This is a genomic window from Collinsella aerofaciens (assembly GCF_039836695.1).
In the GTDB taxonomy this organism is placed as follows: domain Bacteria; phylum Actinomycetota; class Coriobacteriia; order Coriobacteriales; family Coriobacteriaceae; genus Collinsella; species Collinsella aerofaciens_BD.
On record NZ_JBDPAC010000005.1, the window covers coordinates 92,028 to 106,693 of the forward strand.

Below are 14,666 nucleotides of genomic sequence, written 5' to 3' on the forward strand. Positions count from 1 at the left end.
GGTCTACTCCTCCACGGCCTGCGTGCCGGCGGCACGGGCCAAATCATCGATTGCCAGAGGGTCGGCGCCCAGGGCGCGATGACGGCCATCGAGCGCGGGATCGCCCGCCTGCTCCACTGCGAGCGACTCGCCGGTGCGCATGTACCACGCGGCGCGACGACCCCAGACCAGCGCCTCGAGCAGGCTGTTGGAAGCCAGACGATTCTTGCCGTGAACGCCGTTGCAGGCCGTCTCGCCCGCGGCGTAGAGCTCGGGCATCGAGGTGCGGCCGTCCTTGTCGACCCACACGCCGCCCATAAAGTAGTGCTGCGTCGGCGTAACGGGAATGGGCTCGTCCAAGATGTCGCGGCCGTCCTCCAGGCAGCGCGCGCGAATGTTGGCAAAGTGCCCGGTCACCACGTCGCGCTCGACGGGGGCAAAGCTCAGCCACTCGTGCTCGGTGCCGTCCTGCTTCATCTGCTCGCGAATAGCGGCGGCGACCACATCGCGCGGCTGGAGCTCATCGGTAAAGCGCTCGCCGGCGGCGTTAAGCAAAATCGCGCCCTCGCCGCGGCAGCTCTCGCTGATCAGGAAGGTGCGGCCCGGCTGCGGCGAGAACAGCCCCGTGGGGTGAATCTGCACGTAGTCCAGGTGCTCCATCTTAATGCCATGCTCCTGAGCAATGTAGCAGGCATCGCCCGTGAGCTGCGGGTAGTTGGTCGAATGGTCGTATACGCCGCCGATGCCGCCCGTTGCCCACAGCGTGTGGCGGGCATGGATCTTAAACGGCTCGCCGGCATGCGCGCCCTCGGCGGCATTTACCAGCTCGTCGGCGGGACGAACCGAGTTGTTCTCGTCCACGGGAACGGCGACGATACCGGTGCACACCGTGGCGCCGTCACGCTCGCCCGTCAAGATGTCGGTCATGGCCACGTGCTCCAAAATCTGCACGTTGTCCAGCTTGCGAACGGCCTGGAGCAGTTTGGTCGTGATCTCCTTGCCCGTAATGTCGGCATGGAAGGCAATGCGCGGACGGCTGTGCGCGCCCTCGCGGGTAAAGTCGAGGCTGCCGTCGGCCTTGCGCTCAAAATCCACGCCCATCGCTAGCAGGTCGTTGATGACCGAACGGCTCGAGCGGATCATGATGTCGACGCTCTCGCGGCGGTTCTCGTAGTGACCGGCGTGCATGGTGTCCTCAAAGAAGGCATCATAGTCCGAGCCCTCGGGCAGCACGCAGATGCCGCCCTGCGCGAGCATCGAATCGCACTCATCGACCGCGCCCTTGGAGAGCATGATCACGCGCGTGCTCGTCGGCAGATTGAGGGCCGCGTACAGACCCGCCACGCCGCAGCCGGCAATGACGACGTCGCACTCCATATCGGAGTATTGCTTGGTTTCCACAGGAATCCTCTCCCTTGTAATGTGGCATAAGGGACCGTCCCTCATGCAACATTGTTCTAGCGTGCTGCGTACTCGAGCATACGGTCGAGCGTGAGCTTGGCCTGGCCTGCTGCCTCGTCCGAGACGCCGATCTGCACCTCGCCCTCGCCCGTCTCCAGGCAGTGCACGAGCTTTTCGAGCGTGATGAGGTCCATGTTGACGCAGGTGGGCTGCACCGCGGGGAAGTAGAACTTCTTGCCGGTGCCCTGGCAGCGGCGCTCGAGCTCGTAGAGCACGCCGCGGACCGTCACGATAATGAACTCGCTCGCGTCGGACTCCTCGGCATACTTGATGATGCCGGCGGTGGAGCCGATGTAGTCGGCCTCGGCCAGGACGTCGGCCTTGCACTCGGGGTGCGCCAGCACGAGCGCGTCGGGGTGGGCCTCCGTCGCGTCGACGATCTGCTCGACGGTGATGATGTGATGGCGCGGGCAGTAGCCGTTGTTGAGGATGACGTGCTTTTGCGGCACCTGCTCGGCTACGAAGCGTCCCAGGTTTTGGTCGGGAATGAACAGGATATGCTGCTGCGGCAGCTCGGACACGATCTTAACGGCGTTGGAGCTGGTGACGCACACGTCGCTCCAGCTCTTGATCTCGACCGTGGAGTTGACGTAGCACACCACGGCCAGGTCGTCGCCGTACTCGGCGCGCGCCGCGTCGACCGTCTCGCGCTTGACCATGTGCGCCATGGGACAGTCCGCGCCCGGCTCGGGCAGCAGCACGGTCTTAGTGGGATTGAGCAGCTTGGCGCTCTCGCCCATAAACTCCACGCCGCACAACACGATGGTCTGCTGCGGCAGGCTTTTGGCGAGCTTTGCCAGGTAGAAGCTATCGCCGACGTAATCGGCAACGGCTTGAACCTCGGGCGCCACGTAATAGTGCGCCAGGATCACCGCGTCACGTTGGGTTTTTAGTTGATGAATGGCCTCGACGAGCTCTGCGGGCACCAGTGCCGCACGCTCCGTTGCCGTCGTTGCCGATGCCAGGCCGGCCGCGATATCGCGTGCAAGCTCCGACGCATCCATGTTCGCGCTCTGTGCCATCAAGGCCCCTCTCTTTTGGCGAATCTTGGGGCTTTAGTATGACACCTAGGTTTACAGCTGACAAGACAGCTGTAAACCTAGGTGTAAAGTTGAAATAAAGATTCAATCATGCGGCAAGTCCATTTTCGAACTGGCAAGCTGAGGATAGCCGGGCTTTCGATAGCGCAGGAGGCATCTTTCGCCACCGCAACACCGCTTGGCGCGAGCTGCACGCCGTGGGGCGCAAACGGTCCGCACCCCCGCAAGCGGCGCGTGCCCGATGTGGCAAAATCGAACTACTTAAGGGGGCCGAATGCTCAAGATTATTGCCTGCGATGATGATGTCGCTTTTCTAGATAGACTGCACCGGATGATCGACCGTTGGTCGACCGAGACGGGCACGGCGGTCGATGTTGCGCTCGTCACGCGCGGCGAGGACCTGCTGGCCCGCCATGCCGCATCGCGCGCCGACATCATCTTGCTCGATATGATCATGCCGCTCGTCAACGGCATGGACACCGCACGCGAACTGCGCCAGGCCGACACCGCCGTGCGCCTGGTGTTCCTCACCTCGTCGCCCGAGTTCGCGCTGGAATCCTACGAGGTCCGCGCCTTCGACTACCTGCTCAAGCCCGTGACTTACGAACGCCTGGCGCAGTTACTCGACGAGCTTTCGAGCATGCGCCCGGCGGCAACCGACGAGCTCGTGATCAAAACTTCCTTTGGCTACCACGCCCTGCGCCTGTCCGACATCGAATATGCCGAGGCGCGCAACAAGCACGTGGTCTTCCACCTGCGCGACGGACGCGATATCGAGGCACTCGAGTCGTTCCGCAGCGTCGAGGACCGCTTGGAGCAAAACGCGGTCTTCTTTAAATGCCACCGCAGCTACCAGGTCAACCTGCGCAATATCGATCACTTTGACCGCACGGACATCGTTATGCGCTCCGGCGCGTGCATCCCGCTTTCGCGCAGCTGCAAGCGGGGATTCCAAGACGCCTACTTTGCGGCGCGCTTTGAGGGTGGGAGACGCTGATGGTCTCCTCGGTCGAAATGGTCCTTTGGGCAATCCACCACGCCACGACGCTGCTCTTTGGCGTCTTTGCCTCGGCGGCGCTGTGCGGTGTCGAGATCAACCGGCGTCATGCGCTTGAACTGGTGCTGGTCGGTGCCGTAACCGGATGCGCATTTGGCCTCGCCAATGCCGTCGGCGGCGAGCTTTTTGCCCGCCAGGTATATCCGCTCGTCGTGCATTTGCCGCTCGTCATCTATTTGTGCGCGCGCTACCGCCTGAGCCCGCTGCTTGCCGTGCTCGGCATTACGAGTGCCTATCTGAGCTGCCAGTTCAGCAATTGGATGGGCATCGCCGCATTTGCCGCAACCGATTCTCAGATCGCGTACTATCTGGCGCGCATCGCGACCACACTCGCCGTCTTTGCCGTCCTGTTGCATTGGGCCGGCGACATCGGTCCGCGCTTGGCGATTAAAAGCACCACCGAGCTGGGCATCCTTTTAATCCTGCCGCTCGTCTATTACGTCTTTGACTATGCCACCAACGTCTACACCACGCTGTTCCACTCGGGCTCGGTGGTAACGGTTGAGTTTTTGGCATTTGCGCTCTGTGCCTTCTATCTTATGTTTCTTGCCGTTTACCTGCGCGAATACGAAGAAAAGGAAACCGCCGAGCGAGAGCGCTGGATGCTCGAAACCCGCGACAGCGCCGCCATCAAAGAGCTCGAGGCTTGGCGTCAATCTGGGCGCGAGCTGTCGATTCTTCGCCACGATATGCGCCACTTCCTACGCGGCCTGGCCGCTTTAATTGAGGAGGGCCACACCGACGAGGCGCTCGATCGCATCGACGAACTCTGCGAAGCCGGCGACCGCACCGCCGTACGCCGCTTCTGCGCCAACGAGACCGTAAACATCGCGCTTTCGTCATTTAACTCGGATATCAATAGAAACGGCATTACCGCCAACCTGCGCGCCGCCGTACCCGAAACCATCCACGTAGGTGACGCCGACCTGTTTAGCGTGCTCTCAAATGCCTTGGAAAACGCTATCACCGCCGCAAGCGCCGCACCCCAAGGAAAGCGATTCGTCGACTTTGACCTGCGATTAGAGGACGGCCAGCTGCTGCTGTTAGTTTCCAACACGTTTGACCGCGCGCCGCGCATGGTCGACGGCATGCCCGTGACCCGGCATGCGGGCCACGGCTTTGGCACCAAGAGCATCAAACTTGCCGTGGAGCGCATGAACGGCAACTGTCAGTTCCGCATTAACGGCGATCGGTTTGAGCTGCGCGCTGTGATGTAGAAGTGCGGCGCCGATCTCGCGGCGTGTCTTGCCCGCCAGGCAATCGCTCACCGGCGCCAATCCGCTACAGCGGAGCGGCTGCCGGGGTCAGCTGCTTGATGTATGCCCACATGCGCTGCTTGGCGGCTTTGTCAGTGAGCGCCGCCTCAAAACCGTCGAGCGCGAGCACGCGGCGACCCTGCACATGGGCGACCAAGCCGGGCTTGAGCATGGCGGTGTCGAAGTCATCGATCGCCACGAGCATATCGGCGTAGGTCTCGCGCATGGCGTCAGCCGCGTTGTTGTCGAGCAGTAGCACCGCCTCGGGGTCCAAAGCCTCAAGCGCCTCACGGAACAGCTCGCACGGCAGAGTCTCGCCCACCGCGACCGCTCCGTCACCCACGCCGGCGACGCTTGCCAGCACGCAAAAATCCTCGGGCGCGTAGCCGATGGCCCCAAGCGCCTTGCGCAACGCCGCGCCATCCGGGCCGGCGGCAAGCTCGCCACCCGAACGCTCGGCCTCGTCCAAATCGCCTTTGACCAGCACGATCGGCGAGCACGCGTTGCCCGCGATACGCACGCCACGGACCGCAAGCGATGTGAGCTCCTGCTCGGCCGCCTGGGCGATGGCTTCTTTTTTCTGGCTTTGTGACGTGGACATGCGCTCTCCAATCGTTTGCGTGCCCACCATTATATAAAAGAGCTGCCCGCGAGTGGTTGCTTTGCGGGCGGCTGGGTATAAGCACGGTCGTACTGAGTTTTACGCGGCCAAGCCGCGTCGCATTATGGAGGTCACCATGGCTGACATTAATCAGATTACTCCCGAGAACTTCGATTCCATCGTTAACGACAGCCTGCCCGTGCTGGTCGATTTTTGGGCACCGTGGTGCGGGCCCTGTCGATCCCTCTCGCCCATCGTTGACGAGGTTGCCGATGAGCTGGCGGGCAAGCTTGCCGTTGCCAAATGCAACGTCGACGACAACCAGGACCTGGCCATGAAGTATGGCGTCATGAGCATCCCCACGCTGATTGTGTTTAAGAACGGCGAGGAGATTGACCGCTCGGTTGGCGCTCTGCCCAAGGCGAGGCTGCAGGCGCTGCTGGAAAAGCATCTGTAATACGCTTGTTACATGTTGCCGTCTGCCTGCCGTCCATGAGCGCTTTTACGCCGCTCGCCGGACTTCTGAATGCACCGAGTGCAACCACGGATAGTATGGTAGTCACAAACAGCCCCCAGTGAACGGGTGCGGGTCGCACAGACTCGTACCCGTTTTCTTATGCAGCTGCGCGCAGAGCGGGCGTAGTAAAATCTGAACCACTGAACTGCCCCATACAAAAGGAGATTTCCCATGCATGATGTTGGAATGAACATGAGCCAGCTTGCCATGAGCGTCAAGCAGGTCGACGACACCATCGAGCTCGCTCACGAGTGGAGCCATCAGCTGCTGCATGCGACCGAGAATTTTGACATGGAGCGCATCGGCGCCAAGCTCGAGGCCGCCATGGCCGCGCTGCACGAGGCCCACGACGCACTCGAGGGCTACGAGGAAGCCATCGAGGCCGACCACAACTCCGTCGGCTCCGTGAAGCTGGTGTAAGGTGGCCGAACACGAGCACGGCTGCGGGTACGAGCACGAGCATCCGCACGGGGCGGACGGTGACGCGGGCTGCCACTGTAGTGGCTCCGGCTCCGAGCTGGTCCGTTTTTCGGTTACCGCACCCGACGACCTGCTGCGCCGTTTTGACGAGCAGATCGCACGCCGCGGCGACGTGGCCAACCGATCCGAGGCCGTGCGCGACCTGATTCGCGCCTCGATCGCCAAGGAGCAGATGCGCACGCCCGATGAGCACGTTATCGGGTCGCTCACCATGATCTACGACCACCATACCGGCGACCTGACGCGCCGCCTGGACGAGGTGCAGCACGACTACACCGACGAGATCGTATCGACCATGCACGTGCATCTGGATCACCACAACTGCTTGGAGATTCTGGCGCTCAAGGGTCGCGGCGAGCGCGTCTACGAACTAGCCGACCGCCTGCTGGGCCTGCGCGGCGTTAAGCACAGCGAGCTCACGTGCGCCGCCACCAAGCAGAGCCTGGGGCTGTAGCGGGATTTCCCGCAGCGCACCTGCCAAATAGGGACAGGTTTGTTTTGGCAGGTTTAGAAGTTTTACCGACCAAAATAAACCTGTCCTTTTTTGGTCGGTTTTGATGAGGGGTGTCGCATGCGGCATGTGCATATTCATGTGACGGGCATTGTGCAGGGTGTTGGCATGCGACCGTTTGTGTATCGCGAGGCCATGGCGCATGGCATTTGCGGATGGGTGCTCAATGCGGGCGACGGCGTGCATATCGAGGCGCACGCTCCGGCCGATGCGCTCGATGCTTTTGTTGCCGCGCTTTCTGAGCATGCACCTGCAGCAGCCCGCATAGAGTATGTCGAGGTTGTGGACCTGGCAGCCAACGGTTGGGATGCCGCCGATGAACAGGGCTTTCGCATCGTAGCATCGCAGGACCAGACCGCACACACGACGCTCGTCTCGCCCGACATCGCTACCTGTGACGATTGCCTGCGCGAGTTGTTCGATCCCGCCGACCGACGCTATCACTACCCCTTTATCAACTGCACTAACTGCGGCCCACGCTTTACCATCATCCGGTCGCTGCCTTATGACCGAGCGGCTACCTCGATGGACCGTTTCCCCATGTGCCCCGCCTGCACCGCAGAGTATGTCGACCCACTCGACCGGCGTTTTCACGCGCAGCCCGATGCCTGCTTTGATTGCGGGCCGCATATTACGTGGCGCGAGGCTGTAAACGGCGATGCGTGCGGGAATTCGTCCGCGACACCGGCCGTCGGCACCACACGCGAGGCCAGCGACGCTATCATCGAGCGCTGCGTTGAGCTGCTGGCCAGCGGTGGCATCGTCGCCATCAAGGGCCTGGGCGGATTCCATCTAGCCTGTGACGCTGCCAACGAGCAAGCGGTGACCGAGTTGCGCCGTCGCAAACGCCGCAGCAACAAACCACTTGCCGTCATGGTGCGCAGTCTTGCCGATGCCGGGCGCCTGTGTCATATCGACGATGCTGAACGCGATCTGCTCGCTGGCAGTATCCGCCCCATCGTGCTGCTGCGCCGGCGCACTGTTGGCGAGGGCAACGGCGGCTCCCCCGACATCCTCGCCCTCGCGCCATCTGTCGCACACGACTTGCCCGAGCTCGGCGTCATGCTCCCCTATACGCCGCTTCAACATCTGTTGTTTGCCGCGGCAGAAGCCTGCGGTATGCACGCGCTCGTCATGACCAGCGGAAACCTGAGCGAAGAACCCATCGAGACCGACGACGACCTTGCCTGGGAACACCTCGTTGCCGCCGGCATCGCCGACGCGTTGCTCGGTAACGACCGCGCAATCCTCTCGCGCTACGACGACTCCGTAGTACGCGCGGCGAACGGCGCCGTTATGCCCGTTCGCCGCGCTCGTGGATATGCACCCCAGCCGCTGCCGTTGCCGGCGCTCGACGGCGCTCCGTCCTGCGTACTCGCCTGCGGGCCGCAACAAAAGGCCACGATTGCGCTCACGCGTGAAGGGACGAACGGCAAGGCAACCTGTTTTGTGTCGCAACATATCGGCGATGTTGAAAACGGCGGGACCTTCGATGCCTGGAACGCCGCGCGCACGCGCTTGGAAGATCTCTTTGATTTGGCGCCCGCCGCCTTGGCCTGCGATATACACCCCAGCTATCTATCGGGCCAGTGGGCGCGCGAGCAGGCGCGAAAATGCAATCTGCCGCTCGTCGAGGTGCAGCACCATCATGCGCATATCGCGAGCGTAATGGCCGAGGCCATCGCCGCGGGCCAGCTTACAACCGACGCGCACGTCCTTGGCATCGCCTTTGACGGCACCGGCGCCGGCACCGATGGGACCATTTGGGGCGGCGAGTTTCTTGTTGCCAGCCTTGGCGGCTTTGAGCGCGCCGCGCATTTGCGCACCTGGGCGCTCCCCGGCGGGGCGGCCTCCGTGCGCGACGCCCGCCGCAACGCCTTTGCCCTGCTCAGTGAGCTCGGCCTGCTCGAGCACCCAGGCGCCGCTCGGCTTTTGGACAGCCTCGACGAGCAAACGCGCAGCGTGACAGCCACCATGATCGAGCGCGGCATCAACAGCCCGCGTACCAGCAGCATGGGGCGTCTCTTTGATGCCGCGGCAGCAATTCTGGGCATCTGCGACAAGGCAACCTACGAGGGCGAACCCGCCATCGAGCTTGAGGCTGCCGCCTGGCGCGCGCTCAGCAGTGAAAGTGCCTGCCCCGCCGGCAATATAGCCGGCTTTTCCGTAACCGAATCATCCCGTCCGGACGCCTGCCATGTTCTAAACTCCAGATCGCTTATTGAGGCGCTTTTGGAGGGAACCAGGGCCGGCACTGCGGCCTACAGGCTCGCGCTCGACTTCCATATCGCCATCGCGCGCTCTTCGGCACGAATCGCACGCGAAATCTGCGCGCGCGAAGGCATCGATACCGTCGCGCTCTCGGGCGGCGTGTTCATGAACCGACTTTTGCTCCAGCTCCTCACCCGCGAGCTCAAAAGCATGGGTCTCACTGTCTTGATTCCCCAAACCGTGCCCGTTAACGACGGCTGCATCGCCTACGGTCAGGCGGCAGTCGCAAGCGCTCGTCTTGCGCAGGTTGCATCGCAGTAGGCTGTTCGGCCAGCCCGCAAGCCGCCGTCTCACAGGTGTAGCGCGTTTGCCCGCAGCGCCCGCGAGCGCTACCATCAACTGATGGATTATTGAGCGCCCGTCCAGCGCAAAGCGTATAAAAGGGGAACAATATGTGCCTTGCCGTTCCCGGTAAAGTAGTCAAACGCGACGACGACCTCAAGGCCACCGTCGACATGATGGGCATCGAGCGCCCCGTGTCGCTGCGACTCGTGCCGACGGCGCAGGTTGGCGACTATATTCTCGTACACGCCGGCTTTGGCATCCAGATTGTCGACGAGCAGGAAGCACAGGAAACGCTCGAGCTTGTTAATGCCATGTCCGAGCTGGTCGAAGAAGACCAGCTGACCACCGACCCGGCGGAGGCTTACTAGTGGCGCCCGAGCAGCCGGCGCGCTCCGGTATCGATTTCTCGGCATTCCGCGATCCCAAGCTGGCTCGCGAGCTCATCGAGCGCATTCATGAGCTTGTCGGCGACCGCACCATCAACCTTATGGAAGTCTGCGGCACGCATACCGTGAGCATCGGGCGCTATGGCTTTCGCTCCATTATGCCGGCCGGGCTCAAGCTGCTGAGCGGCCCGGGCTGCCCCGTCTGCGTCACCGCCAACCGCGACATCGACCACGCAATCGCGCTCGCCAACATAGACGGCGCCATCATCACCACCTTTGGCGACATGATGCGCGTGCCCGGATCATCCACCTCGCTCGCTGCGCAAAAGGCGGCGGGGCGCGATATCCGCATCGTCTATTCCCCGCTCGACGCGCTCGACATTGCCGAGCAAAACCCTGATCGCCCGGTCATTTTTATGGGCGTGGGCTTTGAGACTACGACGCCCACCATCGCCGCCGCCATCTTGGAGGCCGAGGCGCGCGGGCTTTTGAACTTCTCGGTCTATTGCGCCCACAAGACCACGCCGCCGGCGTTGCGCGCCATCGCCAACGACCCCGAGACCACCATCGACGGCTTTATCCTGCCGGGCCACGTCGCCACCATCACGGGCTTGGCGCCCTTTAGCTTTTTGGTCGACGAATTCAATACCCCGGGCGTGGTCACGGGATTTGAACCGGTCGATATCCTGCAGGGCATCTGCATGCTGGTCCAGATGGTTGTCGAGGACAGGCCGGCGATTGACAACGCCTACCGCCGTGGCGTCAACGCAGACGGCAATCCCGTGGCGCGCCAGCTGGTCGAGCAGGTGTTTGAACCATGCGACACCACGTGGCGCGGGCTGGGGCCGATTGCGGCTTCGGGACTCGCCATTCGTCCCGAATTCTCGCGCTTTGATGCCCGTACCCGCTTTGATGTGCCCGTTGAGGCGACAGTCGAGCCGCGCGGGTGCCGCTGCGGCGACGTGCTGCGCGGGGCCATTACACCGAGCAGCTGTCCGCTCTTTGGCCGTACCTGCACGCCCGAGCACCCCGTCGGCCCGTGCATGGTGAGCTCCGAGGGCAGCTGCGCGGCGTACTACCGCTACCGCGACTAGTCCGGACACACCCGCACACCGGCACCACCCACGATTGGAGTTTTCGATATGTCCCATAGCGTTACCGACAGCACCGTCCTGCTGGGCCACGGCTCCGGCGGCCAGATGATGAAACGCATCATCGATGAGGTCTTTTTGGATGCCTTTGGGTCGCCCGAGCTGCTCGAAGGCAACGACGCCGGCGTCGCCACGCTGCCCGCGAGCGGGCGCATCGCCATGTCGACCGACAGCTTTGTAGTCTCGCCGCAGTTCTTCCCCGGTGGCAACATCGGCCGCCTCGCCGTGTGCGGAACCGTCAACGACGTCGCGACCTCGGGTGCCAACGTGCGCTACCTATCGTGCGGCTTCATCCTCGAAGAGGGCTATCCCATGGATAAGCTCCACCAGATTGTGCAGACGATGGCCGAAACGGCGCACGAAGCGGGCGTGTCCATAATCACGGGCGACACTAAGGTGGTCGAGCGCGGCGGGGCAGACGGCGTCTATATCAATACCGCCGGTGTGGGCGAGGTACCCGCGGGCGTGGCGCTCAGTGGCGCAAACTGCCGGCCCGGCGACGTCATCCTGGTGTCGGGCACACTGGGCGACCACGGCATCGCCATCATGAGTCAGCGCGAGGGTCTGGCGTTTTCGAGCACCATCGAAAGCGACGCCGCGCCGCTCAACCACCTGATTGCCGATGTGCTTTCCGCAGCACCCGACACACGCTGCTTCCGCGACCCCACGCGCGGTGGCTTGGCGTCCACACTCAACGAGTTTGCCCAGGCCAGCAATGTTGCCATGGAGGTCGACGAGGATGCCGTGCCCGTGCGTCCCGACGTGCAGGCCGCCTGCGAGATGCTCGGCTACGATGTGCTGCAGGTGGCAAACGAGGGCAAGATGGTTGCCGTCGTGCCGGCCGAGCAAGCCGATGCGGCGCTGGCCGCCATGCGCGCCGCCCGCTACGGCGAGAACGCCGCGATTATCGGCCGCGTGCTGCCACTTGCCGAGGGCGCCCGCCCCGCCGTGCGCGTGCGCACCGGCTGGGGTTCGACCCGCATCCTCGACATGCTCGTAGGAGAGCAGCTGCCGAGAATTTGCTAACGACAAAGGCTCAGGGCTATTAAAGATATTCAGATTCCAAACATGCCCGGCACGCATGCCCAGTATCATGGGGTGCGTTTTACAACTCAAGCGACAGGAGCACCCATGGCAGCAGCTTTTTCCCATGTGATCTTTGACCTGGACGGCACCATCCTCAACACGCTCGAGGACCTGGCGGCCGCCGGCAACCATACCTGCGAGGCGCACGGCTGGCCCACGTTTGCCGTTGACGAGTACCGCTACAAGGTGGGAAACGGCATGCTCAAGCTGGTCGAACGCTTTATGCCTGCCGAGTATGCGGGCGACAGCCGTATGTTTGAGCAAACGCTTGCCGAGTTTAGGGCTTACTACGGCGAGCACAAGGAGGACCACACCGCCCCCTATGCCGGTACGATCGAGATGCTCGACCGCCTGCGCGCCGCGGGCGTGCAGCTTGCCGTGCTCACTAACAAGGACCACGTCTCGGCGGCTCCGCTTATCGAGAAGTATTTTGGTTCCGAGCGCTTTGCGCTGGTACAGGGCCGTGTCGATGCGTTTCCGCCCAAGCCCGAAGCACCCGTCACGCTGCATGTGATGGAGGAGCTAGGCGCCGATCCGTCGACCACGCTCTACGTAGGCGATTCCAATGTCGATATCCTGACCGGTCACAACGCCGGCCTTAAGAGCGCGGGCGTCAGCTGGGGCTTCCGCGGCCGCGCAGAGCTGGAAGCCGCCGGCGCCGACTACGTGGTGGACACCCAGGGCGAGCTCGCAGCGCTAATCCTGGGCGAGTAACGAGCGACACTGCTTAACGCAGCTGCGACAATGCTGTTGCGCGGAAAGTAGTCGTTGGGGACGTTCTTAAACGACTAGTCAGACAAGAACGCCCCAACGACTACCCCAACAATGGCAACGCCGCAGGTAGAGGACGGACAGCGAGCGGACACCAGAGCGAACAAATTGGCATGAAAAGAGGACGGCATAGACCTTCTGGTCATACCGTCCTCTTTGAATGACAAGTTGTCGCTCTGGTGCCCGCGCAACGTCGAGCAGTTGCGGCGTTTGGTAAAACGCCGCAACGAACTAGCTCAGCATTGCATCCATCATCTCGGAGTTGACGGAGTCGTCGGCAGACCACTCGCCGTCGTCGTTGCAGGTGTACTTGAAGATAACCGTGGTCTTCCTGGGCTCGGTGGCCTTGGTCACATCGACCATAACCTGACCGGCCATCTTGTACAGCTCGTCATCGGAAGGAACCGTGTCAAGCGCGGCGACCTTCTCCTGATACTGGGTGGAGAAGTCCTCGACGATCTTGTTCATAGACTTGCAGGTGATAGAGACCTCGGCGGTCGCGACACCCTTGTCCTCGTCGACCGTCACGTCGCCGATCTTGTAGTCAAAGCCCTCGAGATAGGTCTTGGCATACTCCTTGGGATCGATACCCAGCTGCTCGAACTCGTCGCCCGAAGCTTCCTCCAGACCAGAAAGGAAGTCGTCGCCACCGTTCTTGACCTCGTCAAACTGCGTCGTAAGATCCTCGGTGATGAGCTCCTCAACCGAAGGACCTCCACAGCCGGAAAGCACGACCACGCATGCAACCAAGACGGCCATGAGGGGCGCAAGCAGCAGCTTCTTTTTCATGTTGTTCCTCCCAATGAGCGGCACCGCGCTTCCCGGACGCGGCACACGTTGTAATAAGTAAGCCCATACTATCCACTTATGAACACCCTCGGCAACGCGAAGGCGCGGTCGGTTCGTTTTAGCGTCCGAACGGTTTGCAAGCCCGCCCAACGCGCAATAAAACGCTTCCCCACGGTGCAATAAAAAAGGTGGCCGGAAAACCCGACCACCCTTGCACATCCTTTGAACGCCGCAGTTTACTTGCGAACGACCTTAACGATGGCGTCACCGGCGGCGACGGCGGACTCTGCCTCAACGGTGAGCTCGACGTCGGCAAACTCGGCGGTGTTGGACACGGCCACCACGACGCAGTCCTTGTAACCGGCAGCGGCGATCTTGGCGCGGTCGATCTTGAGTATGGGCTGGCCGGCCTTCACAACGTCGTCGGCCTTGACGAAGCCCTCGAAGCCATCGCCGTTCATGTTGACGGTATCGACGCCAACGTGCACCAGAACCTCGATGCCGCTATCGGACTGCAGACCCACGGCGTGACCCATGGTGACGGTCACCTTACCGTCGCAGGGAGCGTAGACCAGATCATCCTCGGGCCACACGGCACAGCCCTTGCCCAGAACCTCGCCACCAAAGACGGGATCGGGCACGTCGGCCATCTTGATGACCTTGCCCTTGACGGGCGAGCACAGCACGTCGGCGCCGGCAGAAGCAGAGATGGAGGCCGGAGCAGCGGCAGCCGCGGGCTCAGCCTTCTTCTTGAACATATCAAACAGACCCATACGTTTTCTCCTCTTGATTAAGCGCAACGTTATGCGCATGCCTATGGTGATTATAGTGCCAAATGGCCAAATTGCTAAGGTCAGAGCTCGAATCGAGAGCCCTTCCCGGTAGTACTCGTGGGATGAGTATCTCCTTTGCATCGCGGGTCGATAAGCTGAGTATCGCCTGCGCAGGTTATGGAGCGCATGGAGGGGCTCTACCAGACCACGCTGGCCGAAACGCAGGAGCTGCTCGACCCCACGCAACTTGAC

The 14,666-nt window shown here is 62.3% G+C and carries 15 protein-coding genes; 10 read left to right on the forward strand and 5 right to left on the reverse strand.

The features are described 5' to 3' along the window. Positions 1-3 precede the first annotated feature (3 nt). Together ABG996_RS04095 and nadA are read right to left on the reverse strand one after the other, a co-directional pair. Positions 4-1,380 (reverse strand): L-aspartate oxidase, encoded by a 1,377-nt coding sequence (locus ABG996_RS04095; RefSeq protein WP_346978849.1) that lies wholly within the window; start codon positions 1,378-1,380, stop codon positions 4-6. Between the two features lie 56 nt (positions 1,381-1,436). After that, positions 1,437-2,462, reverse strand: a complete 1,026-nt coding sequence (nadA, locus tag ABG996_RS04100) for a quinolinate synthase NadA (protein WP_346978848.1) — start codon at positions 2,460-2,462, stop codon at positions 1,437-1,439. Positions 2,463-2,754: 292 nt separating this feature from the next. Between nadA and ABG996_RS04105 the strand changes: the two genes are divergently transcribed. Further along, a complete protein-coding gene (locus tag ABG996_RS04105) occupies positions 2,755-3,477 on the forward strand; it encodes a LytR/AlgR family response regulator transcription factor (protein ID WP_347478423.1) in 723 nt (240 codons plus the stop codon). Next, positions 3,477-4,754 carry a GHKL domain-containing protein gene (locus ABG996_RS04110; RefSeq protein ID WP_347478422.1) on the forward strand — a complete coding sequence of 426 codons (1,278 nt, stop codon included), beginning with the start codon at positions 3,477-3,479 and terminating at the stop codon, positions 4,752-4,754. Before ABG996_RS04105 ends, ABG996_RS04110 begins: the two co-directional genes overlap by 1 nt. A 64-nt stretch (positions 4,755-4,818) precedes the next feature. On the opposite strand, the gene ABG996_RS04115 is transcribed toward ABG996_RS04110, so the two are convergent. Further along, positions 4,819-5,394, reverse strand: a complete 576-nt coding sequence (locus tag ABG996_RS04115) for a hypothetical protein (protein ID WP_161115202.1) — start codon at positions 5,392-5,394, stop codon at positions 4,819-4,821. Between the two features lie 136 nt (positions 5,395-5,530). On the opposite strand from ABG996_RS04115, the gene trxA reads away from it, so the two are divergent. From trxA to ABG996_RS04155, 8 genes are all read left to right on the forward strand, one after another. Next, complete coding sequence (gene trxA, locus ABG996_RS04120) at positions 5,531-5,851, forward strand: thioredoxin (RefSeq protein ID WP_022093990.1); 321 nt, start codon at positions 5,531-5,533, stop codon at positions 5,849-5,851. A gap of 231 nt (positions 5,852-6,082) precedes the next feature. Continuing rightward, complete coding sequence (locus tag ABG996_RS04125) at positions 6,083-6,331, forward strand: hypothetical protein (protein ID WP_006235225.1); 249 nt, start codon at positions 6,083-6,085, stop codon at positions 6,329-6,331. Between the two features lies 1 nt (position 6,332). Beyond that, positions 6,333-6,845 carry a nickel-responsive transcriptional regulator NikR gene (gene nikR / locus ABG996_RS04130; protein ID WP_347478421.1) on the forward strand — a complete coding sequence of 171 codons (513 nt, stop codon included), beginning with the start codon at positions 6,333-6,335 and terminating at the stop codon, positions 6,843-6,845. 117 nt (positions 6,846-6,962) lie between these two features. Further along, positions 6,963-9,434 carry a carbamoyltransferase HypF gene (hypF, locus tag ABG996_RS04135; protein ID WP_347478420.1) on the forward strand — a complete coding sequence of 824 codons (2,472 nt, stop codon included), beginning with the start codon at positions 6,963-6,965 and terminating at the stop codon, positions 9,432-9,434. 131 nt (positions 9,435-9,565) lie between these two features. Next, positions 9,566-9,826: a HypC/HybG/HupF family hydrogenase formation chaperone gene (locus ABG996_RS04140; RefSeq protein ID WP_161160040.1), complete on the forward strand. Its 261-nt coding sequence runs from the start codon at positions 9,566-9,568 to the stop codon at positions 9,824-9,826. Further along, positions 9,826-10,938, forward strand: coding sequence for a hydrogenase formation protein HypD (gene hypD / locus ABG996_RS04145; protein WP_347478419.1), 1,113 nt, complete (start codon positions 9,826-9,828; stop codon positions 10,936-10,938). Before ABG996_RS04140 ends, hypD begins: the two co-directional genes overlap by 1 nt. Positions 10,939-10,986: 48 nt before the next feature. Further along, a complete protein-coding gene (hypE, locus tag ABG996_RS04150; RefSeq protein WP_347478418.1) occupies positions 10,987-12,021 on the forward strand; it encodes a hydrogenase expression/formation protein HypE in 1,035 nt (344 codons plus the stop codon). Between the two features lie 105 nt (positions 12,022-12,126). Continuing rightward, complete coding sequence (locus ABG996_RS04155; RefSeq protein ID WP_347478417.1) at positions 12,127-12,795, forward strand: HAD family hydrolase; 669 nt, start codon at positions 12,127-12,129, stop codon at positions 12,793-12,795. A gap of 288 nt (positions 12,796-13,083) precedes the next feature. Here the strand turns inward: ABG996_RS04155 and ABG996_RS04160 are convergent, their stop codons facing one another. Further along, complete coding sequence (locus ABG996_RS04160; protein WP_035136614.1) at positions 13,084-13,641, reverse strand: hypothetical protein; 558 nt, start codon at positions 13,639-13,641, stop codon at positions 13,084-13,086. A gap of 236 nt (positions 13,642-13,877) precedes the next feature. Beyond that, a complete protein-coding gene (locus ABG996_RS04165) occupies positions 13,878-14,414 on the reverse strand; it encodes a PTS sugar transporter subunit IIA (RefSeq protein WP_035136613.1) in 537 nt (178 codons plus the stop codon). Positions 14,415-14,666: the final 252 nt, after the last annotated feature.

Bases quoted from the DNA above. Each gene is read 5' to 3' on its own strand.
- nadA (WP_346978848.1), bottom strand. From the start codon at position 2,462: ATGGCACAGAGCGCGAACATGGATGCGTCGGAGCTTGCACGCGATATC.
- ABG996_RS04105 (WP_347478423.1), top strand. From the start codon at position 2,755: ATGCTCAAGATTATTGCCTGCGATGATGATGTCGCTTTTCTAGATAGA.
- ABG996_RS04110 (WP_347478422.1), top strand. From the start codon at position 3,477: ATGGTCTCCTCGGTCGAAATGGTCCTTTGGGCAATCCACCACGCCACG.
- ABG996_RS04115 (WP_161115202.1), bottom strand. From the start codon at position 5,394: ATGTCCACGTCACAAAGCCAGAAAAAAGAAGCCATCGCCCAGGCGGCC.
- trxA (WP_022093990.1), top strand. From the start codon at position 5,531: ATGGCTGACATTAATCAGATTACTCCCGAGAACTTCGATTCCATCGTT.
- ABG996_RS04125 (WP_006235225.1), top strand. From the start codon at position 6,083: ATGCATGATGTTGGAATGAACATGAGCCAGCTTGCCATGAGCGTCAAG.
- hypF (WP_347478420.1), top strand. From the start codon at position 6,963: ATGCGGCATGTGCATATTCATGTGACGGGCATTGTGCAGGGTGTTGGC.
- ABG996_RS04140 (WP_161160040.1), top strand. From the start codon at position 9,566: ATGTGCCTTGCCGTTCCCGGTAAAGTAGTCAAACGCGACGACGACCTC.
- hypE (WP_347478418.1), top strand. From the start codon at position 10,987: ATGTCCCATAGCGTTACCGACAGCACCGTCCTGCTGGGCCACGGCTCC.
- ABG996_RS04155 (WP_347478417.1), top strand. From the start codon at position 12,127: ATGGCAGCAGCTTTTTCCCATGTGATCTTTGACCTGGACGGCACCATC.
- ABG996_RS04160 (WP_035136614.1), bottom strand. From the start codon at position 13,641: ATGAAAAAGAAGCTGCTGCTTGCGCCCCTCATGGCCGTCTTGGTTGCA.
- ABG996_RS04165 (WP_035136613.1), bottom strand. From the start codon at position 14,414: ATGGGTCTGTTTGATATGTTCAAGAAGAAGGCTGAGCCCGCGGCTGCC.